We start from the raw sequence: 23,549 nt of genomic DNA, 5'->3' as shown, positions 1-23,549 counted from the left end.
TAATGATTGAGCGACGCGTCAGCCTATTGTCTTAAAACTATCTGAAACTAGGCGAAGGACACTCTCCGGGTGCTGGGACGTGCGGTTTTGTTTTCATAGAAAGAGTCGAGCTTAGCTTTGCTGATCGTTTCTTCTGCATACAGAATTTCAGCCATCTGGGCTCGTTTTAGCTCTTCGGCGGTTCCGATGAACGCAACTTTGTGCTCGCCATCGTAGCCTCTGACTGACGCTGTATACCCTTCAATGGTGCAGTTATGGTATTCACGTTTCCTCATTGCATCCTTGAATTGTTCGGCGAAGGATTTTGTATCACCCAAACCCAGTGCGCTATGGCATCCGAATATCTTGATTTTTCCCGCATAGCTCTTATTAAGTCCAAATAACACGTCAAAGAATCTTGCCAGTTCTTTGGCGTTGACGGTTTGACCTTTGCCTTTTTCTTCCGAGGACATAAGCACGGAGCTTCCCGGTTCACAATGGCCCAGGACGTAAATTCGATCTCCGTCTCCAATCAGTGTTCTAATAAAACTAACAAGCTGCTCGGCGGCGGGTCCACCGGACACCAGGCAGCCTTTGCTTATGTATTTAGAGATGATTGTCGAAGTTTTTTGTGTCTTGCTCGGGTGTGCCTTTTCTTCCTCATCGTCATCTCTTAATCTTTTTATTCCATCTTCTTTGAAAGAAGGAGATGAATTTTTTGAATCGCTTTCCGAGGGTGAGGGCATTATTTTTTTGGACTTTTCTTTCCAGGCATCAAGCCAGCTTCTAGATATTTCGTCGTAATCCGCTGATTCCTTTGCATTAAAGGGGTTCACCAACGCTAAATTGTAAGCCATCCCGATTTCGCTCCCTGATGTCGAGTGCCCACAGCGGTAAATGCCGCCTCTGACTGTTGACGGTAGTAGGGGATTTTCACCTAGGCAAATAAAGGAGGGCACCGGACGTCGGGGAAGGCGACCTCTTTTGTTACGCGCCTTCTAAAGGTACTTGTGCCCCTACAATTCGCCCATTTTCATCTCCGGACTCAACGTCCCCAACCAGGCCACCAATCCCACGATCAACACCGCCGCTGCCAATTCCACCACCACGCTGCGCCGCAACGCATTGGCGGCGACCGTGTATTGCCCGTCCCGCAACGACCGCTCCAGAAACGGCCCGAGGTGAAACCGGTTCAACGCGGCGAGCACCAGCATGCCGGCAAACAGCACCACTTTGATGAACAGCAGAATCCCGTAAGTGCTGAGAAACACCTCGTCCAGCTTCGGCCCAACGATGAACAGATAATTCACCACCCCCGTCACCGTGATGACCACGACGATGGCCGCGCCAATCGCCTCAAACCGATTGACCGCGCGGGCCAGCAACCTGAGGCGCGCTTCGGTTTGCAGGGCGTTGATCTTCGCCATCAACGCAAACGCCAGCAACGCGCCAAGCCAAGCCCCCGCGGCCAGCAGGTGCAGAATGTCCACCGCGAAATGCCAAAAGCGACGATCGCCTTCATCCATCGCCCCATGCCCGCTCCAGGCCAGGCTGGCGAGGGCAACAGCACCGGCAAAAGCCGCGACCCATAAACTGAAACCAGATGCACGGAGCATCACCGCTAAGCCAGCGATCACCAGCGCAACAATGCGAACCCCCCAAGCCAAGCCGACATCCGTCTCAAACAGCATCATTTCGATGTGCGGACGCAGCTCGGCGAAGTCCGTTTCACCGCTCATGGCGCTCGCCATCATCACCATGCTGGCGACGGACAACACCGCGCCCAGCACTGCCGTCCCCGCCAGCATCGAGCGGAATGGCAGCACCGCCCCGGACATCCGTTCCTGACCTTTAAGGCTGTACAGCCCAAAAAGCGCTACCCCGAACAACAGCATCAAATCCACATACAACGCAAACCGCAGGGCAATGCCGACCGAGTCGCTCATCAATCACTTCACTTTGAACGTAACGTTGCCGGTGATCGGGTGAGTGTCCGAAGACACGGCGCGCCATTCGACTTTGTAGCTGCCGGTGGGCAGGGGCGAGAGCGGGGTGATGACCATGGTTTTCGGGTCGCTGCCGCCGGAGACCTTGGCTTTCATCGGCATGGGGGAATGGGCCATGCCGGGCATTTCGGTCATGACCAGTTTGGCGCCGGAGAATTGGGTCATGAGGTTTTCGGAGAAGTGCAGCTCGATGTTGCTGGGCGCTGCGCCGTCCGCGCCTTCGGTTGGAGTGGAGGAGAGCAGTTTCGGGTGGGCTTGAGCCAGTGCGCTCATGAGCAGCCCGGTGGAAAGTGCGATGGCGACAGCGGTGGTTTTGATGGTGCGCATGCAAGGCCTCTTACCGCTTTAAGCGGTTGGTTTTTAGGTTTTTGAGTTGAAGTGTTTAGAACCACAGCCGAACACCGACGACCAGTCGGGCTTCGCTGCGGTCCTCGCCTTCGTCCCTGGCGTAATCGGCGGTTTTGCCGTAGGTGCGGTTCCAGGTCACGCCGATGTAGGGCGCGAATTCCCGGCGGATTTCATAGCGCAGGCGCAGGCCGGCTTCGGTGCTGGACAACCCGGAGCCGATGCCCCGTTGCGGGTCGTTTTTGCCGTAGACGTTGAGCTCGGCGGTCGGCTGCAGAATCAGCCGGTTGGTGAGCAGGATGTCGTAGTCGCCTTCAAGGCGTGCAGCGGTCTGACCGCCTTCGCCGATGAACGCGGTGGCCTCGGTTTCGAAGTTGTACAGGGCCATGCCTTGCACGCCGAACGCGGCCCAGGTTTGCGGGGCGCCGGGTTTGAAGTCCTGGCGCACGCCGGTCACCACGTCCCACCATGGGCTGATCGCGTGACCCCAGAGGGCCTGGACCTCGGCGTCTTCGGTTTTGCCATTGACGCGTTCGCCTTCGGAGCGCAGCCACAGGCGATCGATGTCGCCGCCGATCCAGCCGGACAGATCCCACGCCAATGCGCTGCCGTTATCGGCGTCCTGCCATTCGAGTTTGTCGGCTAGGAAGTAATAGTTGAGCGCACTGTCGTGCATGTCATGGCCGGCGGGGCTGACGAAAACGGCGGCACGGTCGGCGTCGGTCAATGCCGGGATCGGCGTGCGGCTTTGGGTCGGCGCGGCGGGCTGCATTTGCCCGTAATCCTCGCTCTGCATCTGGCTGTGGTCCATGCCCGGCATCTGGCTATGGTCCATGCCCTGCATGTTGTCGGTGGCGGCCATGGCCGAAGAGAGCGTCAGGCCCATGGTGACGAGGGTCAAAGTGATCGGAGTGAGTCTGGTCATGGGTAGCGCCTTATTCTTCCACGCGAACTTCACGGAACATGCCCATTTCCATGTGGTACAGGAGATGGCAGTGGTAGGCCCAGCGGCCGAGCGCATCGGCAGTGACCCGATAGCTGCGCTTTGATCCTGGCGGCATGTCGATGGTGTGTTTGCGTACCATGAACTGGCCGTTCTCGTCTTCGAGGTCGCTCCACATGCCGTGCAAATGAATGGGGTGAGTCATCATCGTGTCGTTGACCAGCACCACTCGAACCCGCTCGCCGTACTTGAGTCGCACGGGTTCGGCATCAGAGAACTTCACGCCGTTGAATGACCAGGCGAACTTCTCCATGTGGCCGGTCAGGTGCAGTTCGATGGTGCGGCCGGGCTCGCGGCCGTCCGGGTCTTCGAAGGTGCTGCGCAGGTCGGAGTAGGTCAGCACACGGCGGCCGTTGTTGCGCAGGCCGATGCCCGGGTCGTCGAGTTTTGGCGTGGTGCTCATGGCTTGCATGTCCACCAGAGGGTTGTCTTTTTCCGTGTCGGGATGGGATTGCATTCCGGCCATGCCACCCATGGCCATGCTGCTGTGATCCATTCCGGCCATGCTGTCCATGCCCTGCATGTCGCCGCCGTCCATGCCCTGCATGTCACCACCGTTCATGCCTTGCATGGCACCGTGGTCCATCCCCGCCATGTCACCGCCCATGCTGCCGTGATCCATGCCGCCCATGCCCATGTCATCCATGGTCAGCAGCGGTCGCGGATCCAGCGCTGGAATCGGCGCCGACAACCCTGCCTTCACCGCCAGGGTGCCTCGCGCATAACCCGTTCGATCCATCGATTGGGCGAACAGCGTGTAGGCGTCCTGGGTCGGCTCGACAATTACATCGAACGTCTCCGCCACCGCGATGCGGAACTCGTCGACGCTCACCGGTTTGACGTGTTGGCCATCCGCCGCGACCACGGTCATTTTCAAGCCCGGGATACGCACGTCGAAATAGGTCATGGACGAGCCGTTGATAAAACGCAGGCGCAGCTTTTCGCCGGGACGGAATAGGCCAGTCCAGTTCATGTTCGGTGCCTGGCCGTTCATCAAGTAGGTGTAAGTGGCACCGCTGACGTCCGCCAGGTCGGTGGGGTTCATCTTCATCTCGGCCCACATCTTGCGATCGGCCACCGTCGACCCCCAGCCTTTCTCGCTGACGTCGTGGATGAAGTCGCCCACAGTGCGTTTGTTGTAGTTGTAGTAGTCCGATTGTTTCTTGAGTTTTTTCATCAGGCCGACGGCGTCTTCGTCGGTCCAGTCGGTGAGCATCACCACGTAATCGCGGTCGTACTGGAACGGCTCCGGCTCCTTGGCATCGATCACCAACGGCCCATAAACCCCGGACTGTTCCTGAAAGCCCGAATGGCTGTGGTACCAGTAAGTGCCATTCTGCCGGACCTTGAACTGGTAGACGTACATGCCGTCCGGTTCGATCCCGTGAAAACTCAGGCCCGGCACGCCGTCCATGTTGGCCGGCAGCAAAATGCCGTGCCAGTGAATGGACGTGCTGTCCTTGAGTTTGTTTTTCACCCGCAGCGTGACGGTGTCGCCTTCACGCCAGCGCAGCAGGGGGCCGGGAATGCCGCCGTTGATGGTCATCGCGGTTCGAGGGTTGCCGGTGATGTTGACCGGGGATTCGCCAATGAACAGGTCGAAGTCGGTACCGGCCAGCACATTCGGTTGGCCGGGGCTGGTGACCGCCCAGACTGGCGTGCGCCACAGCCCGAGGCCAGCGAGCACCCCGCCAGCGGCCAGGCCCTTCACAAAGGTGCGTCTTGAGGTGTTGGAATGCATGCCGTTTTATCCCGTCCGTCAGCCTGATGAAGCCCTCAGGTCCATCCTAAGCGGAAGGAAGAGAACTCAATGGGGAGGAGGCTAACGGGCGGTGCCTTTCAGCAGGCTGAGGCCAAGATTACAGTTTTGACAGTTTCACGCGGTGTTCAAGGACTGCTATTGGACCTGGACGAATCCGCCACGGTGGCGTTACCGCAATTGATATACGAAGAAGACTTCAACCAACGCTGATCCGGGTAGTAAGAAAATAACAACTGCCCATCCTTCATCGAGTCGATCAGCCGATGTGCAATCGCAGGCCTCACTGCAGGGCAGCCGAGACTTCTGCCAATCCGGCCATTGGCCCGCGCCAGGGCAGGGCTGACGTAAGGCGCGCCGTGAATGACGATCGCCCGTTCGAAGGCGTTGTCGTTAAAACCCGGTTCCAGGCCTTCCATGCGCAGGGAATAACCGTTCTGCCCGACATAGCTGGATTGGGTACGGTACAAGCCCAGGCTGGTGGCGTAGCTGGCATTCTGATTGGAGAATTGGCTGGCCATGTTCTCGCCACTGTTGCGACCGTGGGCGACCAGTTCATGGAACAACAATTTGCGTTGTTTAAGGTCGAATACCCAAAGACGTTGTACGGTCGAGGGCAGGGAATAATCGATCACTGCGAGTCTCTGCGCCGGGGACGTGCCTTGTGCCCGGCTGCATTGGGAGGCGCGAACGGCCAGGGCAATGACTTTGGCGTTGGCATCGGGGGCCGCTTTGACCAAGGCAGCTTCAAGCGAATCGGCGTAGGCTGCCGGTAATGAAAAAAAAGCAGTCAGCAGCAGGGCCGTCATTAAGCAGCCAAAGCGGTGTGGGGCCATATGCAAGTCTCATCTGAATATTTCGAGTCTAGCAGCGCGCACGACGCTAGCCGGTTGAAAACGGAAGATTAAGGATTATCCATGGGGCAGTTAACAAGGTTATTCGTCATAAGCCGCATATTTTTTATGGGCTTTCTGATAAGCGGCACGGCGATCGCGCAAACTTCGCCGATTGAGCCGGCATCTCCCGTTAGCACTGTGGCTGAAGCGGCTCCCGGTGATTATGTCGGCCAAGCGATTCAGGCGGAGTTGGCGCCATTGAGTTCGGCGTTTCCGCCGCTGCTCACCTCGCCGCGTCATCAACGGGTCGATGTGAACCGAGTCGTGCTGGATTTTTATAGCCATCGTGGCTATCGCGCCGCCTGGACGGACGATGACGATGTCGCCCAGTTGTTGAAAAGCTTGGGTGATACCCAGGCCGATGGCCTGAACCCCGCGGATTTCCGGATCGCCGAGTTGGCCGAGGCCCACACGCTGATGCAGACAACCTCCCCAACCCCCGGGCAACGGGCAGCCTTTGATATCTCCGCCACCCGGACGTTCATCACGGCGCTGCTGCAGTTGCGGCGCGGCAAGGTCGACCCTTCGCGGTTGGACATCCACTGGAACTTCGACCCCGCCGGCGTCGATCCTCGGGAGGACGTCAATAAGTTTTTTGCCGCCCTCGATAGCCATGACATTGCGCGCGCCTTTGCCCAGGCGCCGCCCCAAGAAGCGGTTTACGGCACGTTGCGCCATGGCCTGGCGCAACTGCGCAAGGTTCGTGATCGGGGTGGCTGGCCAAAGATCCCGGAAGGGCAGACGCTCAGGCCCGGCATGGACGACGCCTCAGTTGCTCTACTGCGTACGCGTTTGGCGGCGGGCGGTTATCTCGCCGCGCAAGGAACTGCTCGCACTGACTACGACGACGCCGTCACCGCGGCGGTGAAGAAGTTTCAGACGGAGCAATACCTTGGGGCGGACGGCGTAGCGGGGCCGGCGACACTCACGGAGCTGAATGTACCAGTCGAGGCGCGAATCGATCAGGTGCGGGTGAACATGGAGCGGGCGCGATGGCTGCTGTACAAGCTTCAGGGCACCTTCGTCGTGGTCGATATCGCCGGGTATAAAGTCGCGTTCTATCGCGATGGCAAACCGATCTGGCGCTCACGGGTGCAGGTCGGTAAACCGTTTCGCAGCACGCCGATTTTTCAATCCGCGATCACCTACGTCACGTTCAACCCCACCTGGACCGTACCACCGACGATTCTGCTCAAGGACATGCTTCCGAAGATTCGCGACAATCCTGGTTACCTTGAGGCAAGCCGGATTCGCGTGATCGATCGAGATGGCAATGTGCTTGATCCGTCCACTGTCGATTGGGACAACCCGCGCGGTCTCACCTTGCGGCAGGATGCGGGGTCGGATAACTCGCTGGGGCAGGTAGTGATTCGTTTTCCCAATGAGTATTCGATTTATCTGCACGACACGCCGCATCGAGATTTGTTCGCGAAATCCAATCGCGCGACCAGCTCCGGCTGTATTCGGGTAGAAAACCCGCTGCAATTGGTGGAGCTGTTGTTCAACGATCCGGTTCACTGGAACAGCGAAGGGATTCAAAAACAGTTAGCCAACGGCAAGACAGAGAACATCAGGCTCCCGGTGAAAGTGCCGGTGCTGTTGGCCTACTGGACGGTGGACCTGAGTCTTGATGGGCGCGTGACATTCAAGCCCGATGTGTATGGCTATGACTCCCCGGTATTGCGGGCGTTGAATCTGCCTTCGGAGCGGCCGGCGCTGGACGGGAGGCGAACGGCGCCTCCCTCGGTGGCAGCGGAGCAGAGCAAGTTGTAGGCCTTAAAGCCCCAAGCCTTCCTGCACGGCCAGCAGCAAATTGTGTTCCGTCAGCGCGATCGCATCCGGTTGTTGTCCGGATTGTTCGCTCGCCTGGAGCCACCACTGCGTCTCGCCGTGTTCGTTCACGGTTCGTAACAAGGCGAGCTCCTTGCCTGTCGAGTGGATTTCGATCCGCCCGGCACCGTCGACGGTGAGGCGCGCGACGGGATCGAAGGTGATGCCGTGGTGGTTGCCTTCGATCAGCAGTTGGTCGATGGCGTAATCGTAAGTCGCGCCGTCCGGCGCACTCTCGAATACATGGGTGGAATTGCGTCGCAGCTTCAGGCCCACCTCGATCAGTGGTTGCAGCCAGGCTTCGATCTGGTGATACAGCTCGTAGACCTGGGCGGGCCAGCTGTCGATGGCTTGATCGGCGATGGTCGCGTCGGCACTGGTTTGCCGGGATTGTTTAAGCTTCGCGGCGAGCTCGTCTACCTTACTCATTTCGATTTCCTGTCGTGATGTCAGTTAATCGTAGCTTCTTCAAGGTCATGTGGTTTTGCCTTGCGTCATGGAATTAAAACACAACCATTTATCCCTCAATCCTCTGTTTATCCCGCACAACCCCGTAGACTACGCTCAAAAAAATAGGGGCTTTGGGCCGTTGCCCATGTCTTACCCTTTTCCAGGACTCACTTTTGCCTATCCCCATTCACGATCCGCAGCACGCGTCCGGCGGTGCCTTGAAGCGACTGCCTTTGCTCAAGGCCGCGGTGCTGTTCATTGCGGCGGTATGTCTTTGTCTCTGTGGGCTGCTTTACCTGCAACTGGAGCAGTCGCGTCGGCATGACCTGGCGTTGGCCGAGGTGTCGTCGTCGAACCTGACCCGGGCCATGGCGCAGCAGGCCGAAGACACGTTCATGAAGGCCGATCTGGTACTGACCAGTCTGGTGGACTGGATTCAGGCTGAAGGTTTCGACGCTGCCCAGACGCCACGCCTGCAGAAAACCTTCGCCCGGCGGGTGCAGGCGCTGCATCAGTTGCACGGGATATTTCTGTTCGACAGGCAGGGGCAATGGGCCGTGACGTCGTTCGAGGATCTACCCCGCGGGGCTGGTGTGGCGGATCGCGAGTATTTCAGGTTTCACCAGCAAAACATCTCAACCCTGGCGCACATCGGCCCGGCCATTCGTAGTCGGGAAAATGGCGAGTGGATCATTCCGGTTTCCAGGCGGATAAACGATCAGAGCGGTCATTTCCAGGGTGTGTTGCTGGCCGGGATCAAGATGTCGTACTTCGATCAGTTCTTCAAAAGCTTCAGCCTCGACGACAACGGCGCGATGTTTTTGGCATTGACCGATGGAACACTGCTGGCGCGGCGGCCGTTTGTGGAATCGCAGATCGGCAGGTCATTGGCTAAGGGCGAGATTTTTCAGAAACTCTTGCCCAACGCCACATCCGGCAATGCCATGATCGACTCAGTGGTGGATGGCATCCCTCGGCTGTATGGCTATCGTCAGCTCGATGCCTATCCGGTGGTGGTCGCGGCGGCATCCTCCAAAGACGCGGTCCTCAAGGACTGGTACGACACGGCGATTCAATCCGGTGTGATCGTCGCTCTGGTTGTCCTCGGCGTGGGGTTGTTCGGTTGGGTGTTCATTCATCAGGTTCGCGCGGGCGAGCGCATCGAGGCGGATTTGCGCGAGGCGCAGAAAACCCTGGAACTGATCGCCACCCACGACAGCCTGACCGGGTTGGCCAACCGCCGCTTGTTCGAACGGGCGCTGGAGAAAGAGTTCGGGCGCGGTGCCCGGCGGTCGAGTTCGCTGGGCCTGATCATGCTCGATATCGATTACTTCAAGCGCTACAACGACACTTACGGTCATGTGGCCGGGGACCATTGCCTGGCTGAAGTGGCGCGGGCCCTGAAGAGTTGCTGTCACCGCAAAGCCGATCTGGCGGTGCGCTACGGCGGTGAAGAGTTCGCGGTGTTGCTGCCGGACACCGACATTCATGGAGCACTGACGATCGCCGAGCAAATCCGCCGCAGCGTCATGGACAAAAACATCACCCACAGCGGTTCGCCCACGGGCTATCTGACGGTCAGTCTTGGCTGTTATTCGTTTGTGCCGACGGCGCACGACAGCACCGAAGTGTTGATCAAGCGCGCGGATGCGGCGCTGTACCAGGCCAAGCATTCAGGGCGAAATCGCTCGGCGGTGTTGTCGATGGAAGGGGGCGTCGAGGCGCTGATGCGCTCGGATCGATGATGCTTGCGGCCATCGATGGGCAATGGTTCTTGTGACCGGTTCTTCAAGTGCGGCAATGACTTGCGTTATCCAGGAGCGATGATCGGGCATGCCTGCTATGGTCAGTGCAGAGAGCCTGGCTGTCACACCTGACCGACCGGCCCACCGGTCTCATTCCGATCGAGCAATCGATCGACAGGATCAAGTGCATGGATTTGTCTGCCGTTACCACCGCTGCACCTGCGCGCCATACCCCGATTACCCGCAACCTGATGTTGGTGGTCGGTCTGTTGTTTGTGGTTGGGGTGCTGATCGCGCTGATCGCCCTGTTCAGTATTGCCGGGCGGCTCGATGCCGAGGACCTGGCCAAGACCACGTTTTATACCCAGCGCGCGCTGGAAAACCGCATTACCGCCACGAAAAACTACATTGCCAGTTATGCCAACTGGACGTCGGCCTATGATCACCTGAACGGCGAGGTCGATGTGGAATGGGCCTACGTCGAGCAGAACCTGGGTAAGACCCTGTTCACCATGGACCACTACGAGGGTGTTTTCGTGGTCGATCCCCAGCGAACAAAATACGCCGTGGTGCGTGGGCTTCAGGTGCAGGACGAGGCGGCGGCCTATCTGTCGACCTTGATGGCGACGCTCATTGACGAGGTTCAGGGTCAGGAGAACCTCATCAAACCCGTCAGCCACTACACCTTGTTCGAGGGCAAACCCGCGCTGCTGTCGGCCGCCGCGATTGTGCCCAATGACGAACGCCCGGCGGTCGATCCCAAAAGCACTTCGGTGCTTATATACGTTGACCAGCTGAACCCTGAAAAGCTCAGCGCCTTGAGCGTCGATTACGGTTTGCACGACTTGAGCCTGACGCCCGACAACGTCATCGCTCCCGGTCAGCCCGCTATTGCCCTCGCTGGCACCGGTTACAGTCTGGTCTCCCGGCTCCAGCGGCCGGGTCATCAATTGCTTTGGTCACTGCTGCCGCCACTGGGCGGGGCGCTGCTGGTTCTGGCGTTGTTGACCGCTTATTTCTTTCGCTATGTCCTGCGCACGTCGGGGCATGTGGATGCCAGTTACACCAGCCTCGATTTGTCGAACCAGGCACTGGAGGCCAGTGAAGAGCGTTTTCGTGCGGTAGCCGAGGCCGCGTCCGACTGGATCTGGGAAATCGATGACCAGCATTGCATCACTTATCTGTCGGGACGCTTCAGCACCGTCACCGGGTTCTCCGATCAGCAGTGGCTGGGACAGAACATCGGGCAATTGCTCAATTGCGATACGACGCCGTTGTCGCTGTGGCTGAACAAACTCGATGAAGAGCAAGCCGTCAGCCATTTGCGCTGTTCCTACCGCGATCAATCGGGGCAACAGCGGGTCTGTCGGGTGTCGGCACGGCCGATCCAGCGCAAGGGCGCAGTGCTGGGCTATCGCGGAACGGCCAGCGACATCACCGACGAAGTCGCCGCCCATGCGCAGATCCAGCATCTGTCGTTGCACGATGCCCTGACCGGCCTGCCGAACCGCAACAAACTGGCGCGTTTTCTCGATGAGGCGCTGGCACTGAAAGAGCAGTCGACGGCGCTGACGTTGTTGATGATCGACCTGGATAACTTCAAGCCGATCAACGATTCCCTCGGCCACCCGGCCGGCGATGCAGTATTGCTGGAAGTCGCCACCCGTTTGCGCGAGTGCACACGAGAAATTGACCTGGTCGCCCGACTGGGTGGCGACGAGTTCGTGCTGGTGCTCCATGGCATGGACAGCCACGCGGAAATCGACCGGTTTTGCGAGCGCTTGCTCGACAGCCTGCATCAGCCGATTCACTACGACCATCACTCGCTGCACATCGGCGCGAGCATCGGTATCGCCTTGAGTCGGCGCCAGGGGCATATTCCACAGGAGCTGATTCGGTGTGCCGATATCGCGTTGTATCAGGCCAAATCCGATGGCAAGAAGACCTGGTGCTATTTTGCCGCGCACATGAACGATCAGATCCAGCATCGCCGGCAACTGGAAACCGACCTGCGTCGGGCGATCAAGAACAACGAATTCGTGATGCATTACCAGCCGCGTTATCACGTCGATGGCAAGCGCATCGTCTCGGTCGAAGCGCTGCTGCGCTGGCAGCATCCAGTGCAAGGCTTGTTGAGTCCCGACGCGTTTATCCCGCTGGCCGAGCAAACCGATCTGATCGTGCCATTGGGCCGCTGGGTGCTACGCGAGGCGTGCGAGACCGCTCTGACCTGGCCCGGTGCGATGATGGTGTCGGTCAACCTGTCACCGGTTCAATTCGCCCGTAGCGATGTGATTGAGGACGTGCGCGAAGCGTTGATCCAGACCCGCTTGCCCGCCAGTCGGCTGGAGCTGGAGATCACTGAAAACGTGATGCTCATCGACGTCGATGGCGCCTTGGCGACCATGAATGCGCTCAAGGAGTTGGGCGTGCGCCTGAACATGGACGACTTCGGCACCGGTTATTCCTCGCTGGGTTACTTGCGCACGTATCCGTTCGACGGGATCAAGATCGACAAACGCTTTATTTCGTCCATGAGCAGCGGCAGCAATGATCGCGCCGTGGTACAGGCGATCATCAACCTGGGCAAGGCAATGGGCCTGACGGTGACTGCCGAAGGTGTCGAGACGCTGGAGCAACTGGACTTCCTGATCTCGGATCAGTGCCATGAAGTGCAGGGTTTTTACCTCAGTCGTCCAGTGGACAGGTCTGCACTGCTGCCGTTGCTCAAGGTCTCGCAGGAAGATTTCCCGCTGCAGGGCGCGCACCTTTAGTCGCCTGTTACGTACGCCACGGCAACTGCCGTGGCGGCCCCCGGTCACAATGGGATACCGCCCATCCGTTGCGAGCGTCGGATTATGAACAACCTGAAAATCGCCACCTTCAACGTCAACGGCATGCGTGCACGCCTGCCCAATCTACTGGCGTGGCTGGCGCGGGAGCAGCCAGACATCGCCTGCCTGCAGGAACTCAAATCGGTGGACGGGGCATTCCCTGCCGCTGAGCTGGAGGCGGCCGGTTATGGCGCTATCTGGCAGGGCCAGGCGGCGTGGAACGGGGTGGCGATTTTGGCGCGCGATGCGCAACCGCTGGAGCGTCGGCGTGGTCTGCCGGGCGATGACAGTGACACCCATAGCCGCTACATCGAAGCGGCCGTGCACGGGGTTCTGGTGGGGTGTCTGTACTTGCCCAACGGCAATCCGCAGCCGGGGCCGAAGTTCGATTACAAACTGGCGTGGTTCGAGCGGCTGATCTCGTACGCCAAGGACCTGCAGAGCAGCGAGCATCCGGTGGTGCTGGCCGGCGACTACAACGTGGTGCCCACCGATATGGACATCTACAACCCACGCTCCTGGCTCAAGGACGCGCTGCTGCAACCCGAGAGTCGTGCGTGTTATCAGCGTCTGCTGGATCAGGGCTGGACTGATTCCCTGCGTCATCTGTATCCAGAGGAGCGGATCTACACCTTCTGGGACTACTTCCGGCAGCACTGGCAGAAAAACTCGGGACTGCGCATCGATCATCTACTGCTCAATCAGGCAGCGAGTCCTTATCTGCAAGAGGCCGGCGTCGACGCCTGGGTTCGTAACGAGTCTCATGCCAGCGATCACGCGCCGACGTGGATTCGATTGGGTTCACGCAAACGGCGATAGTTTTGGCGTGAGCGGCGATTGGCGAAATCAATTATCGGCCCGAGCACTTTTTCCCTTATACATGGCGGCCATCGGCGGAGCGATCCGCGGGCTCCATGCATAAGGATTGAGCGATGAGCGAACCACGACTGACAAATCTTGCGCTGTACCTGCAACGCCTGGGTTTCGACGCGCCCCCGGCGCCGACCCTGGAAACCCTGCGTCAATTGCAGTTGCGCCACACCGGTGCTTTTCCGTTCGAAAACCTCACCACGCTGTTAGGGCAACCGGTACTCGTCGACCTGCCGTCCATCGAGCAGAAAGTGTTGCACGACGGTCGCGGTGGTTACTGCTACGAACTCAACAACCTGTTCCTGGCCTTGCTGCAGACGCTGGGGTTCGAGGCGCGCGGCATCACCGGTCGCGTAGTCATGAACCAGCCCGAAGGCGCATGGACCGCACGCACTCACCGCTTGAGCCTGGTGATCCTTGACGGCGTGCGCTACATCACCGACGTCGGCTTCGGCGGCATGGTGCCCACCGCACCGCTGATCCTCGACATCGAGGACGAACAGCTCACTCCCCACGAACCCTATCGCATCGAACAGCATGCAGACGGTTACACCCTGCGTGCCAACGTCGGCGGTGAATGGCGGGCGATGTACATCTTCGATCTGCAACGTCAGGAAGACATCGATTACACCCTCGGTAACTGGTACGTCTCGACTCATCCTGAATCGCCCTTCGTCAAACAATTGATGGTGGCGCGGACGGGGGAGGGATGGCGACGCACGCTGAACAATGGCAGTTTTGCCATTCACCGCTTGGGCAGTGAGAGCGAGCGGCGGCAGGTGACGGATGTGGATGAGTTGATCGGGTTGCTGGAACGTGAGTTCGACATTCGGGTGCCAGCGAAGGAGGCGTTGGAGCCGGTGCTGGAGCGGTTGATCGAGCCGGTGCCGCAGGCAAACTGAGCACCACGCGAAGGGCGGATCTGATCAATCCGCCCTTTTTTATTTGGCCGACTCAAGCGGTTTGTGTCTAGGAACGAACTTCTAGCTCCATCACGTGATGGATTTCGCTGAGGGCCTCTGACAATTTTTTCTCCAGGCTTTTCAGCTCCGAGGCGGTTATGCCTTTTTTGAAATGCCCGACGTTTGTACCTGCGGTGTTCTCATCGGGCTTCGCCGCTTTGCCTTTATCGCTGAGCAACACCTGGCGCAAAGTATTGTTGATCACTGTCTGGTAGCCATACCCCTCGTTTTCTGCCAGAGCGCGTGCAGCCTCTATGACGACATCGTCGAGCATGATGGTGATTCGGGTCTTGCCTTTGCTTGTGGCAATTGCTCCACGCTTGGCGTTGCTGAAGTCGTATTCGTCTTTCATCGTTCAAGCCTCCAAATAGTGGCGACGCTCGCCTTTGGTGGCGACGCGTGCGGAAATGATTCGCACGAAATTCGGGTCGCGCCAGGTGTACGCAACGACCAGCAAGCGACCTTTGGCATCCAGCCTCATGATGATCCACCGCTGCTCATCATGATGATTGTCCTGAAAAGTCAGGGCTCGTTCGTCATAAAACACCGGTTCTGTCTCTGCGAGGCTGATGCCTTGATGTTTTAGTTTGTTGGCCGCGTTCTTTGCCCTGTGATACTGAATCTCGAATGACTTCATTATGCATACTTTATATGTATAAGCGAGGAGGCGTCCGTGCCGGCGGTCGCTTGGAAAGCAAAAGATTAGCGGTGAGGAGGGATAGGGGCGCAGGGATGTATTTCAAGACGTTTGGGGTTGGAGGCGCTATGGCCAAAGGGTGGCGTGGACAAGTGTCCATAATCTGACTGGGCAGTTGTATACAACTCTATAGACAGTTGTCCTAAGTATTGAATACAGTGTGCGCATAACAAAAACCAGGGAACCCCCCAACCATGAAAACGCCCCATGTTTCACACCAACGGCCCGAGGACGAAAACCTTGGGATCGGCGCGAATATGGCTTATGGCCTGCAACACGTTCTGACCATGTACGGCGGTATCGTCGCGGTGCCTTTGATCATCGGCCAGGCGGCCGGGCTCTCGCCGGCAGACATCGGTTTGTTGATTGCTGCTTCATTGTTTGCAGGGGGGCTGGCGACATTGCTGCAAACCCTGGGTTTGCCGTTTTTCGGTTGTCAGTTGCCGCTGGTGCAGGGCGTGTCGTTCTCCGGCGTTGCGACCATGGTCGCGATAGTCAGCAGTGGCGGGGAGGGTGGCTTTCAGTCGATTCTCGGGGCGGTGATTGCCGCGTCGTTGATCGGTTTGCTGATCACGCCGGTGTTCTCAAGGATTACCAAGTTCTTTCCACCGCTGGTGACGGGCATTGTGATCACCACTATCGGCTTGACGCTGATGCCGGTGGCCGCGCGCTGGGCCATGGGTGGCAACAGCCATGCGCCGGATTTCGGCAGCATGGCGAACATCGGTCTGGCGGCGATGACGCTGGTGCTGGTGTTGCTATTGAGCAAGATCGGCAGCGCGACCATTTCCCGTTTGTCGATCCTCCTGGCGATGGTCATCGGCACGGTCATCGCTGTGTTCCTCGGCATGGCGGATTTCTCGTCCGTTACCCAAGGGCCGATGTTCGGCTTTCCGGCGCCGTTCCATTTCGGCATGCCGACCTTCCACTTCGCCGCGATCCTGTCGATGTGCATCGTGATCATGGTGACCCTGGTGGAAACCTCGGCCGATATCCTCGCCGTCGGTGAAATCATCGGCACCAAGGTCGACTCAAAACGCCTGGGCAACGGTTTGCGTGCAGACATGCTGTCGAGCATGATCGCGCCAATCTTCGGCTCCTTCACTCAGAGCGCCTTCGCCCAGAACGTCGGGTTGGTGGCGGTCACCGGGATCAAGAGCCGCTTCGTGGTGGCCACCGGTGGTGTGTTTCTGGTGGTGCTTGGGTTGCTGCCGTTCATGGGACGGGTCATCGCCGCCGTGCCAACCTCCGTACTTGGTGGCGCCGGCATCGTGCTGTTCGGTACCGTCGCCGCCAGCGGCATTCGGACGCTGTCCAAGGTCGACTACCGCAACAACGTCAACCTGATCATCGTCGCCACTTCCATCGGTTTCGGCATGATCCCTATCGCCGCCCCGAACTTCTACGACCACTTTCCCAGCTGGTTCTCGACGATCTTCCACTCGGGCATCAGCTCCTCGGCGATCATGGCCATCGTGCTGAACCTGACCTTCAACCACCTCACGGCCGGCAACTCGGACCAGCAATCGGTATTTGCCGCCGGTACTGAACGAGTCCTGCGTTATCAAGACCTGGCGGCGCTGCGGGAAGGGGACTACTTCAGCGAAGGTAAACTGCGCGACTGCGACGGGAATGAGATTCCGGTGGTGGAGATGGATCATGGGCACGCCGATTTACGGGCGGTGCATGCGAAAAGCAGTGAGCATGTCTAAAGATAGATAGTCAAAAGATTGCGGTCTGCGATCTTTTGACTTTATGGCATGCACAAAAAAGCCCCTGAATCTTTCGATTCAGGGGCTTTTTCGGTTTTGCTGTCTGGCTCCACGACCTGGACTCGAACCAGGGACCCAGTGATTAACAGTCACTTGCTCTACCAACTGAGCTATCGCGGAATGGCGTGTATGTTACTGATTCAAAAAGAGAAGTCAAGCCTCTGTTGGCAATTTGATGTTTTCATCGGATCAGAGGGAGGTTTATCGGCCATCGGCGGTTACCAGAAGCGCGGGAGAGGTCTACCATGGCTGCCCGGAAGTGGTGACACGCGCTGCCGGCCCTCAGCCGAAAAGGTACGCGCCATGAATCACCCAGCCTTCACACCCCGAAACAGTGGGGTGTTCCCATGAGCATTGCTCAGATCAGCTTGCCCAAAGGTGTCGGCCCGCACGCCGAGAAACTGTTCGACGCAATCACTCAGGCCAGCACCGCTGAAGAACTGAACCGCGCAGGCGGCAAGGCCGAAGGTTTTGTCCTGGGCCTGGAAAGCACCAAGGCGATCAAAAGTCAGGTGGCCGAGTCGCTTTATGTCGCCTATGACGACGCGGCCAGCCAGCGTGCGAGCGAATTGGCCTAACCGCCAAAAGTGATAGTGCCGAGCATCAGCTTGGCATACAGCATCGTGGCGGCCAGTTGCACCAGCCACAAGGCCAGGCCGCCAAGGAACACGCCCGCGGCCACTTGCAGCACCAGGTTATTACCGCGTTTGGCCGAGGAGCGGGGCACGAAGTGGTCCAGTTCATCGCGGTCGGCGCGTAGGTCGTCGTTTTTCATGTGGGTTCTCGCAAGAATTCTCGGGTGTACATAAAGCCTGTGGGAGTTTAAAGGGCGCAGCGGCTGCTTTGAGATTTATCTGAGGCCAATAAAAAACGGGAAGCCATTTTGGCTTCCCGTTTTCATGTCACGCGACGACTCAGATCACCTGAACGATGGCCTTGGTCACGGCGTCGATGTTGCTCTGGTTCAGCGCGGCAACGCAGATGCGGCCGGTGTCCAGGGCGTAGATGCCGAACTCGTTGCGCAGACGGGTCACTTGCTCAACCGTCAGGCCGGAGTATGAGAACATGCCGCGCTGGCGACCGACGAAGCTGAAATCGCGCTGTGGAGCGTTTTTCGCCAGCAGGTCGACCATCTGGGTGCGCATGCCGCGAATCCGCAGACGCATTTCTGCCAGTTCTTCTTCCCACTGGGCACGCAATACCGGGCTGTTCAGCACAGCGGCGACGATGCTTGCACCGTGGGTCGGCGGGTTGGAGTAGTTGGTGCGGATCACGCGTTTGACTTGCGACAGCACGCGCGCGCTTTCTTCTTTCGATTCGCTGACGATCGACAGGGCGCCAACGCGCTCGCCGTACAGCGAGAAGGATTTGGAGAACGAGCTGGAAACGAAGAAGGTCAGGTTCGATTCGGCGAACAGGCGCACAGCGGCAGCGTCTTCATCGATACCGTCGCCAAAGCCCTGGTAGGCCATGTCGAGGAATGGAACGTGACCTTTGGCTTTCACCACGTCCAGCACGTTTTTCCAGTCCGCCGGGCTCAAGTCGACGCCAGTCGGGTTGTGGCAGCAAGCATGCAGCACAACGATGGAGCCGGACGGCAGGGCGTTCAGGTCTTCCAGCAGGCCGGCGCGGTTAACGTCGTGGGTGGCGGCGTCATAGTAGCGATAGTTCTGTACTGGGAAACCGGCGGTTTCGAACAGTGCGCGGTGGTTTTCCCAGCTCGGGTCGCTGATCGCCACGACGGCGTTCGGCAGCAGTTGCTTGAGGAAATCGGCACCGATTTTCAGCGCGCCAGTACCGCCGACGGCCTGGGTGGTGATGACCCGGCCAGCAGCGATCAGTGGCGAGTCATTGCCGAACAGCAGTTTCTGCACGGCCTGGTCGTAGGCGGCGATGCCGTCGATCGGCAAGTAGCCACGGGAAACGTGTTGAGCGGCGCGAATCGTCTCGGCTTCGACAACGGCGCGCAGGAGAGGGATTCGCCCTTGCTCGTCGCAGTAAACACCGACCCCCAGGTTGACCTTGGTGGTACGGGTATCGGCATTGAATGCTTCGTTGAGGCCCAGGATTGGATCGCGTGGTGCCATTTCGACAGCGGAGAACAGGCTCATTATTGCGGCGGCTCTGAATGGAGTGTGGAGGGACGTGTCGCGCTCCAGCCGAATGCACTAGAGCGGTGCACAAACGGGGAGCTAGTATAGAGGCCATCAGCGATTGATGGCGACAGGCGATTCGGCTTTTACGGTAAGTTTTTCCAATTATTTTTCGATCGTTGGTCGAGCGACGTCGTCAAAGGTTTTACCCGATGTAGGACGTTTGCCTTGAAAGGGATGGCAATCGGCTCCACATTGAGCACAATCCAGTTTTTTCCTCGGGCGACATCGGTCGTTTGCGGTCTTTCTCGTTCCTGTCCGGCTTAACCGGGCAAGAGTGAACCAGAGGTATGTATGTCTGAATTCCAGCTAGTCACCCGCTTCGAGCCCGCCGGCGATCAGCCGGAAGCCATCCGTCTGATGGTCGAGGGCATCGAGGCCGGGCTGGCGCACCAGACGCTGCTCGGTGTGACCGGCTCGGGCAAGACCTTCAGCATCGCCAACGTGATCGCCCAAGTGCAGCGCCCGACGCTGGTGCTGGCGCCGAACAAGACCCTGGCCGCGCAGTTGTACGGCGAGTTCAAGGCGTTCTTCCCGAACAACGCCGTTGAATACTTCGTCTCCTATTACGACTACTACCAGCCCGAAGCCTATGTGCCGTCGTCCGACACCTTCATCGAGAAGGACGCCTCGATCAACGACCACATCGAGCAGATGCGCCTGTCCGCGACCAAAGCGCTGCTGGAACGCAAAGACGCAATCATCGTCACCACGGTGTCGTGCATCTACGGTCTGGGCAGCCCGGAAACCTATTTGAAGATGGTGTTGCACGTGGATCGCGGCGACAAGCTCGACCAGCGTGCGCTGTTGCGTCGCCTGGCCGACCTGCAATACACCCGCAACGACGTGGACTTCGCCCGGGCGACTTTCCGGGTGCGCGGCGATGTGATTGATATCCACCCGGCGGAATCCGATTTTGAGGCGATCCGCATCGAGCTGTTCGATGACGAGGTGGAAAGCCTGTCCGCCTTCGATCCGCTGACGGGCGAAGTCATCCGCAAGCTGCCGCGCTTCACCTTCTATCCGAAGAGCCATTACGTGACGCCTCGGGAAACCCTGCTCGACGCCGTCGAGGGGATCAAGGTCGAGTTGCAGGAGCGCCTGGAATACCTGCGCTCCAACAACAAGCTAGTGGAAGCCCAGCGGCTGGAGCAACGCACTCGTTTCGACCTGGAGATGATTCTGGAGCTGGGTTACTGCAACGGCATCGAAAACTACTCGCGCTACCTGTCGGGCCGTGCATCCGGCGAGGCGCCGCCCACCTTGTTTGACTACCTGCCGGCCGACGCCTTGCTGGTGATCGACGAATCCCACGTCAGCGTGCCGCAGGTCGGCGCCATGTATAAGGGCGACCGGTCCCGTAAGGAAACGCTGGTGGAATATGGCTTCCGCCTGCCATCGGCGCTGGATAACCGGCCAATGCGTTTCGACGAGTTTGAAGGCATCAGCCCGCAGACAATATTTGTCTCGGCCACGCCGGGCAATTACGAGGCGGAGCACGCAGGGCGCGTGGTCGAGCAAGTGGTGCGCCCGACTGGCCTGGTGGACCCGCAGATCGAAATCCGTCCGGCGCTGACTCAGGTCGACGACTTGCTCTCGGAAATCACCAAGCGCGTAGCCCTGGAAGAGCGGGTGCTGGTGACCACGCTGACCAAGCGCATGTCCGAGGATTTGACCGATTACCTGGCCGATCACGGCGTGCGCGTGCGTTATCTGCACTCGGACATCGACACCGTGGAGCGGGTCGAGATCATCCGTGACTTGCGCCTCGGCACCTTCGATGTGCTGGTGGGGATCAACCTGCTGCGTGAAGGCCTGGACATGCCGGAAGTCTCGCTGGTGGCGATTCTTGATGCGGACAAGGAGGGTTTCCTGCGCTCCGAACGCTCGCTGATCCAGACCATTGGCCGGGCGGCACGCAACCTTAATGGCCGGGCGATTCTGTATGCGGATCGGATTACTGGTTCCATGGAGCGGGCAATCGGCGAAACCGAGCGTCGTCGCGACAAGCAGATCGCCTTCAACCTGGCCAACGGCATTACGCCCAAAGGGGTGTTCAAGGACGTCGCCGACATTATGGAAGGCGCGACTGTGCCGGGTTCGCGCAGCAAGAAGCGCAAAGGCATGGCCAAGGCTGCCGAGGAAAGCGCCAAATACGAAGCCGAATTGCGTTCGCCGAGCGAGATCACCAAGCGCATTCGTCAGCTGGAAGAGAAGATGTACCAGCTCGCCCGCGACCTGGAGTTCGAAGCCGCGGCGCAGCTGCGCGACGAAATCGGCAAGCTGCGGGAGCGGTTGATCGCGGTTTGACGCTCCCTCTGTAGCAGTTGCCGAAGGCTGCGATCTTTTGATCTTGTTTTTACAGGCAAAGTCAAAAGATCGCAGCCTTGGCAGCTCCAGCAGCGCTTAAATCCCGCTCTCACTGGAGCCGGGCGGCTATCGCCTGTTACCATTCGCCCCTTGTTTGATCTTCGCTTTTCATTCTTTTTGAGACATGCCATGACCACCGTCCGCACTCGCATCGCGCCATCGCCTACCGGGGACCCCCACGTAGGTACCGCTTACATCGCTTTGTTCAACTACTGCTTTGCCAAGCAGCATGGCGGTGAGTTCATCCTGCGGATCGAAGACACCGACCAACTGCGTTCGACCCGCGAGTCCGAACAGCAGATTTTCGACGCCCTGCGCTGGTTGGGTATCGACTGGAGCGAAGGCCCGGATGTCGGCGGCCCGCACGGTCCTTACCGTCAGAGTGAGCGCGGCGATATCTACCAGAAGTACTGCCAGCAGCTAGTCGACATGGGCCATGCCTTCCCGTGCTTCTGCACCGCTGAAGAACTGGACCAGATGCGCGCCGAGCAAATGGCCCGCGGTGAGACCCCGCGTTACGACGGCCGTGCGCTGTTGCTGTCCAAGGAAGAAGTCGCGCGCCGCCTGGCTGCCGGCGAACCCCACGTGATCCGCATGAAAGTGCCGACCGAAGGCGTGTGCGTGGTGCCGGACATGCTGCGTGGCGATGTCGAGATCCCGTGGGATCGCATGGACATGCAAGTGCTGATGAAGACCGACGGCCTGCCGACGTACTTCCTGGCCAACGTGGTCGACGACCACCTGATGGGCATCACCCACGTGCTGCGCGGTGAAGAATGGCTGCCTTCGGCACCGAAACTGATCCTGCTGTACGAGTACTTCGGCTGGGAACAGCCGCAGCTGTGCTACATGCCGCTGCTGCGTAACCCGGACAAGAGCAAGCTGTCCAAGCGCAAGAACCCGACCTCGGTGACGTTCTACGAGCGCATGGGCTTCATGCCGGAAGCGATGCTCAACTACCTGGGCCGCATGGGCTGGTCGATGCCGGACGAGCGCGAGAAGTTCTCCCTGCAGGAAATGGTCGACAACTTCGACTTGAGCCGCGTCTCGCTTGGCGGGCCGATTTTCGACATCGAGAAACTGTCGTGGCTCAACGGCCAGTGGCTGCGTGACCTGCCGGTGGAAGAGTTCGCCGCTCGCGTGCAGAAGTGGGCGCTGAACCCTGAATACATGATGAAGATCGCGCCGCACGTGCAGGGCCGGGTTGAAACCTTCAGCCAGGTCGCGCCGCTGGCTGGCTTCTTCTTCGCTGGTGGCGTGAATCCGGACGCTAAACTGTTCGAATCCAAGAAGCTCTCGGGCGATCAGGTTCGTCAGTTGATGCAATTGATCCTGTGGAAGCTGGAAAGCCTGCGTCAGTGGGAGAAGGACAGCATCACTGCAACGATTCAGACGGTGGTCGAATCCCTGGAGCTGAAGCTGCGTGACGCCATGCCGCTGATGTTTGCTGCGATCACCGGGCAGGCCAGTTCGGTATCGGTACTCGACGCGATGGAAATCCTCGGTCCGGACCTGACCCGTTTCCGTCTGCGCCAGGCCATTGACCTGCTGGGCGGCGTGTCGAAGAAAGAAAACAAAGAGTGGGAAAAGCTTCTGGGCGCGATTGCCTGACGGCGTTTGACTCAGTAGGAGCTGCCGAAGGCCGCGATCTTTTGATCCTGATCTTCGGCGCTTCCCCCGAATTTACGGGGGGAGGGCGGTAAGTGATTGTTATGTCGGCAAAAAATTTTAATTTTTTTGAAAAATAAGTTTGACAGCTTTCCGATGCGCCATTAAGATTCGCCCCGTCCTCAGCGATGAGGGGCTATAGCTCAGCTGGGAGAGCGCTTGCATGGCATGCAAGAGGTCGACGGTTCGATCCCGTCTAGCTCCACCAAT

General features: G+C 58.9%; 20 protein-coding genes and 2 tRNA genes. 10 read left to right on the top strand and 12 right to left on the bottom strand.

What is annotated here, in order from left to right:
• Positions 1 to 47 precede the first annotated feature (47 nt).
• From AC07VO_RS11625 to AC07VO_RS11600, 6 genes are all read right to left on the bottom strand, one after another.
• A complete protein-coding gene (locus AC07VO_RS11625) occupies positions 48 to 836 on the bottom strand; it encodes a hypothetical protein (protein ID WP_086945449.1) in 789 nt (262 codons plus the stop codon).
• Between the two features lie 159 nt (positions 837 to 995).
• Complete coding sequence (copD, locus tag AC07VO_RS11620) at positions 996 to 1,925, bottom strand: copper homeostasis membrane protein CopD (RefSeq protein ID WP_086945450.1); 930 nt, start codon at positions 1,923 to 1,925, stop codon at positions 996 to 998.
• 3 nt (positions 1,926 to 1,928) lie between these two features.
• Positions 1,929 to 2,312, bottom strand: a complete 384-nt coding sequence (copC, locus tag AC07VO_RS11615) for a copper homeostasis periplasmic binding protein CopC (RefSeq protein ID WP_018928122.1) — start codon at positions 2,310 to 2,312, stop codon at positions 1,929 to 1,931.
• A 55-nt stretch (positions 2,313 to 2,367) separates the two neighbouring features.
• Positions 2,368 to 3,255, bottom strand: a complete 888-nt coding sequence (locus AC07VO_RS11610; protein ID WP_018928121.1) for a copper resistance protein B — start codon at positions 3,253 to 3,255, stop codon at positions 2,368 to 2,370.
• 10 nt (positions 3,256 to 3,265) lie between these two features.
• The gene (locus AC07VO_RS11605) at positions 3,266 to 5,074 is read right to left on the bottom strand and encodes a copper resistance system multicopper oxidase (RefSeq protein WP_086945451.1); all 1,809 of its coding nucleotides are present in this window, start codon (positions 5,072 to 5,074) and stop codon (positions 3,266 to 3,268) included.
• Between the two features lie 146 nt (positions 5,075 to 5,220).
• Complete coding sequence (locus tag AC07VO_RS11600) at positions 5,221 to 5,928, bottom strand: murein L,D-transpeptidase catalytic domain family protein (RefSeq protein WP_086945452.1); 708 nt, start codon at positions 5,926 to 5,928, stop codon at positions 5,221 to 5,223.
• Between the two features lie 81 nt (positions 5,929 to 6,009).
• On the opposite strand from AC07VO_RS11600, the gene AC07VO_RS11595 reads away from it, so the two are divergent.
• A complete protein-coding gene (locus AC07VO_RS11595) occupies positions 6,010 to 7,761 on the top strand; it encodes a L,D-transpeptidase family protein (RefSeq protein WP_086945453.1) in 1,752 nt (583 codons plus the stop codon).
• Between the two features lie 3 nt (positions 7,762 to 7,764).
• Here the strand turns inward: AC07VO_RS11595 and AC07VO_RS11590 are convergent, their stop codons facing one another.
• Positions 7,765 to 8,247 (bottom strand): hypothetical protein, encoded by a 483-nt coding sequence (locus AC07VO_RS11590; protein WP_064616977.1) that lies wholly within the window; start codon positions 8,245 to 8,247, stop codon positions 7,765 to 7,767.
• A gap of 194 nt (positions 8,248 to 8,441) precedes the next feature.
• On the opposite strand from AC07VO_RS11590, the gene AC07VO_RS11585 reads away from it, so the two are divergent.
• The 4 genes from AC07VO_RS11585 (at position 8,442) to AC07VO_RS11570 (ending at position 14,619) form a co-directional block, all read left to right on the top strand.
• Positions 8,442 to 10,013 carry a sensor domain-containing diguanylate cyclase gene (locus tag AC07VO_RS11585; RefSeq protein WP_064616978.1) on the top strand — a complete coding sequence of 524 codons (1,572 nt, stop codon included), beginning with the start codon at positions 8,442 to 8,444 and terminating at the stop codon, positions 10,011 to 10,013.
• 188 nt (positions 10,014 to 10,201) lie between these two features.
• Positions 10,202 to 12,787, top strand: coding sequence for a bifunctional diguanylate cyclase/phosphodiesterase (locus AC07VO_RS11580; RefSeq protein WP_086945541.1), 2,586 nt, complete (start codon positions 10,202 to 10,204; stop codon positions 12,785 to 12,787).
• Between the two features lie 84 nt (positions 12,788 to 12,871).
• Positions 12,872 to 13,666: an exodeoxyribonuclease III gene (gene xth / locus AC07VO_RS11575; protein ID WP_086945454.1), complete on the top strand. Its 795-nt coding sequence runs from the start codon at positions 12,872 to 12,874 to the stop codon at positions 13,664 to 13,666.
• A 113-nt stretch (positions 13,667 to 13,779) separates the two neighbouring features.
• Complete coding sequence (locus tag AC07VO_RS11570) at positions 13,780 to 14,619, top strand: arylamine N-acetyltransferase family protein (RefSeq protein WP_086945455.1); 840 nt, start codon at positions 13,780 to 13,782, stop codon at positions 14,617 to 14,619.
• Positions 14,620 to 14,686: 67 nt separating this feature from the next.
• On the opposite strand, the gene AC07VO_RS11565 is transcribed toward AC07VO_RS11570, so the two are convergent.
• Together AC07VO_RS11565 and AC07VO_RS11560 are read right to left on the bottom strand one after the other, a co-directional pair.
• The gene (locus tag AC07VO_RS11565; protein ID WP_064616981.1) at positions 14,687 to 15,031 is read right to left on the bottom strand and encodes a BrnA antitoxin family protein; all 345 of its coding nucleotides are present in this window, start codon (positions 15,029 to 15,031) and stop codon (positions 14,687 to 14,689) included.
• Positions 15,032 to 15,034: 3 nt separating this feature from the next.
• Positions 15,035 to 15,316, bottom strand: coding sequence for a BrnT family toxin (locus AC07VO_RS11560; RefSeq protein WP_086945456.1), 282 nt, complete (start codon positions 15,314 to 15,316; stop codon positions 15,035 to 15,037).
• Between the two features lie 254 nt (positions 15,317 to 15,570).
• On the opposite strand from AC07VO_RS11560, the gene AC07VO_RS11555 reads away from it, so the two are divergent.
• Positions 15,571 to 17,088, top strand: coding sequence for a nucleobase:cation symporter-2 family protein (locus tag AC07VO_RS11555; RefSeq protein WP_026286581.1), 1,518 nt, complete (start codon positions 15,571 to 15,573; stop codon positions 17,086 to 17,088).
• Positions 17,089 to 17,192: 104 nt separating this feature from the next.
• Here the strand turns inward: AC07VO_RS11555 and AC07VO_RS11550 are convergent.
• A tRNA-Asn gene (locus AC07VO_RS11550) sits at positions 17,193 to 17,268 on the bottom strand.
• Between the two features lie 227 nt (positions 17,269 to 17,495).
• Here AC07VO_RS11550 and AC07VO_RS11545 point away from each other — a divergent pair.
• On the top strand, positions 17,496 to 17,726 hold the full coding sequence (locus tag AC07VO_RS11545; protein WP_018928109.1) for a hypothetical protein: 231 nt from the start codon (positions 17,496 to 17,498) through the stop codon (positions 17,724 to 17,726).
• Here the strand turns inward: AC07VO_RS11545 and AC07VO_RS11540 are convergent.
• A complete protein-coding gene (locus AC07VO_RS11540; protein WP_007935214.1) occupies positions 17,723 to 17,923 on the bottom strand; it encodes a hypothetical protein in 201 nt (66 codons plus the stop codon). The two genes, AC07VO_RS11545 and AC07VO_RS11540, sit on opposite strands and share 4 nt — an antisense overlap.
• A 139-nt stretch (positions 17,924 to 18,062) precedes the next feature.
• Entirely contained in the window at positions 18,063 to 19,259 is a 1,197-nt protein-coding gene (locus AC07VO_RS11535) for an amino acid aminotransferase (protein ID WP_086945457.1), read from the bottom strand.
• Positions 19,260 to 19,595: 336 nt separating this feature from the next.
• On the opposite strand from AC07VO_RS11535, the gene uvrB reads away from it, so the two are divergent.
• The 3 genes from uvrB (at position 19,596) to AC07VO_RS11520 (ending at position 23,547) form a co-directional block, all read left to right on the top strand.
• Entirely contained in the window at positions 19,596 to 21,611 is a 2,016-nt protein-coding gene (gene uvrB, locus AC07VO_RS11530; protein ID WP_019582112.1) for an excinuclease ABC subunit UvrB, read from the top strand.
• A 189-nt stretch (positions 21,612 to 21,800) separates the two neighbouring features.
• Complete coding sequence (gene gltX, locus AC07VO_RS11525; protein ID WP_086945458.1) at positions 21,801 to 23,282, top strand: glutamate--tRNA ligase; 1,482 nt, start codon at positions 21,801 to 21,803, stop codon at positions 23,280 to 23,282.
• A gap of 189 nt (positions 23,283 to 23,471) precedes the next feature.
• A tRNA-Ala gene (locus AC07VO_RS11520) sits at positions 23,472 to 23,547 on the top strand.
• The last annotated feature ends 2 nt before the right edge of the window (positions 23,548 to 23,549 follow it).

The sequence above is a fragment of the Pseudomonas sp. GW821-FHT03E01 genome (assembly GCF_059420765.1).
The sequence above is the reverse complement of the archived record's forward strand: the minus strand, read 5'-3'. Positions and strand labels throughout refer to the sequence as shown.

What these genes read in the sequence shown, in the direction of transcription:
- AC07VO_RS11545 (WP_018928109.1), top strand. Translation starts at nt 17,496, where the DNA reads ATGAGCATTGCTCAGATCAGCTTGCCCAAAGGTGTCGGCCCGCACGCC.
- AC07VO_RS11565 (WP_064616981.1), bottom strand. Translation starts at nt 15,031, where the DNA reads ATGAAAGACGAATACGACTTCAGCAACGCCAAGCGTGGAGCAATTGCC.
- AC07VO_RS11590 (WP_064616977.1), bottom strand. Translation starts at nt 8,247, where the DNA reads ATGAGTAAGGTAGACGAGCTCGCCGCGAAGCTTAAACAATCCCGGCAA.
- AC07VO_RS11595 (WP_086945453.1), top strand. Translation starts at nt 6,010, where the DNA reads ATGGGGCAGTTAACAAGGTTATTCGTCATAAGCCGCATATTTTTTATG.
- AC07VO_RS11625 (WP_086945449.1), bottom strand. Translation starts at nt 836, where the DNA reads ATGGCTTACAATTTAGCGTTGGTGAACCCCTTTAATGCAAAGGAATCA.
- copC (WP_018928122.1), bottom strand. Translation starts at nt 2,312, where the DNA reads ATGCGCACCATCAAAACCACCGCTGTCGCCATCGCACTTTCCACCGGG.
- AC07VO_RS11610 (WP_018928121.1), bottom strand. Translation starts at nt 3,255, where the DNA reads ATGACCAGACTCACTCCGATCACTTTGACCCTCGTCACCATGGGCCTG.
- AC07VO_RS11600 (WP_086945452.1), bottom strand. Translation starts at nt 5,928, where the DNA reads ATGGCCCCACACCGCTTTGGCTGCTTAATGACGGCCCTGCTGCTGACT.
- AC07VO_RS11555 (WP_026286581.1), top strand. Translation starts at nt 15,571, where the DNA reads ATGAAAACGCCCCATGTTTCACACCAACGGCCCGAGGACGAAAACCTT.
- AC07VO_RS11535 (WP_086945457.1), bottom strand. Translation starts at nt 19,259, where the DNA reads ATGAGCCTGTTCTCCGCTGTCGAAATGGCACCACGCGATCCAATCCTG.
- AC07VO_RS11540 (WP_007935214.1), bottom strand. Translation starts at nt 17,923, where the DNA reads ATGAAAAACGACGACCTACGCGCCGACCGCGATGAACTGGACCACTTC.
- copD (WP_086945450.1), bottom strand. Translation starts at nt 1,925, where the DNA reads ATGAGCGACTCGGTCGGCATTGCCCTGCGGTTTGCGTTGTATGTGGAT.
- xth (WP_086945454.1), top strand. Translation starts at nt 12,872, where the DNA reads ATGAACAACCTGAAAATCGCCACCTTCAACGTCAACGGCATGCGTGCA.
- AC07VO_RS11570 (WP_086945455.1), top strand. Translation starts at nt 13,780, where the DNA reads ATGAGCGAACCACGACTGACAAATCTTGCGCTGTACCTGCAACGCCTG.
- AC07VO_RS11580 (WP_086945541.1), top strand. Translation starts at nt 10,202, where the DNA reads ATGGATTTGTCTGCCGTTACCACCGCTGCACCTGCGCGCCATACCCCG.
- uvrB (WP_019582112.1), top strand. Translation starts at nt 19,596, where the DNA reads ATGTCTGAATTCCAGCTAGTCACCCGCTTCGAGCCCGCCGGCGATCAG.
- AC07VO_RS11560 (WP_086945456.1), bottom strand. Translation starts at nt 15,316, where the DNA reads ATGAAGTCATTCGAGATTCAGTATCACAGGGCAAAGAACGCGGCCAAC.
- AC07VO_RS11605 (WP_086945451.1), bottom strand. Translation starts at nt 5,074, where the DNA reads ATGCATTCCAACACCTCAAGACGCACCTTTGTGAAGGGCCTGGCCGCT.
- gltX (WP_086945458.1), top strand. Translation starts at nt 21,801, where the DNA reads ATGACCACCGTCCGCACTCGCATCGCGCCATCGCCTACCGGGGACCCC.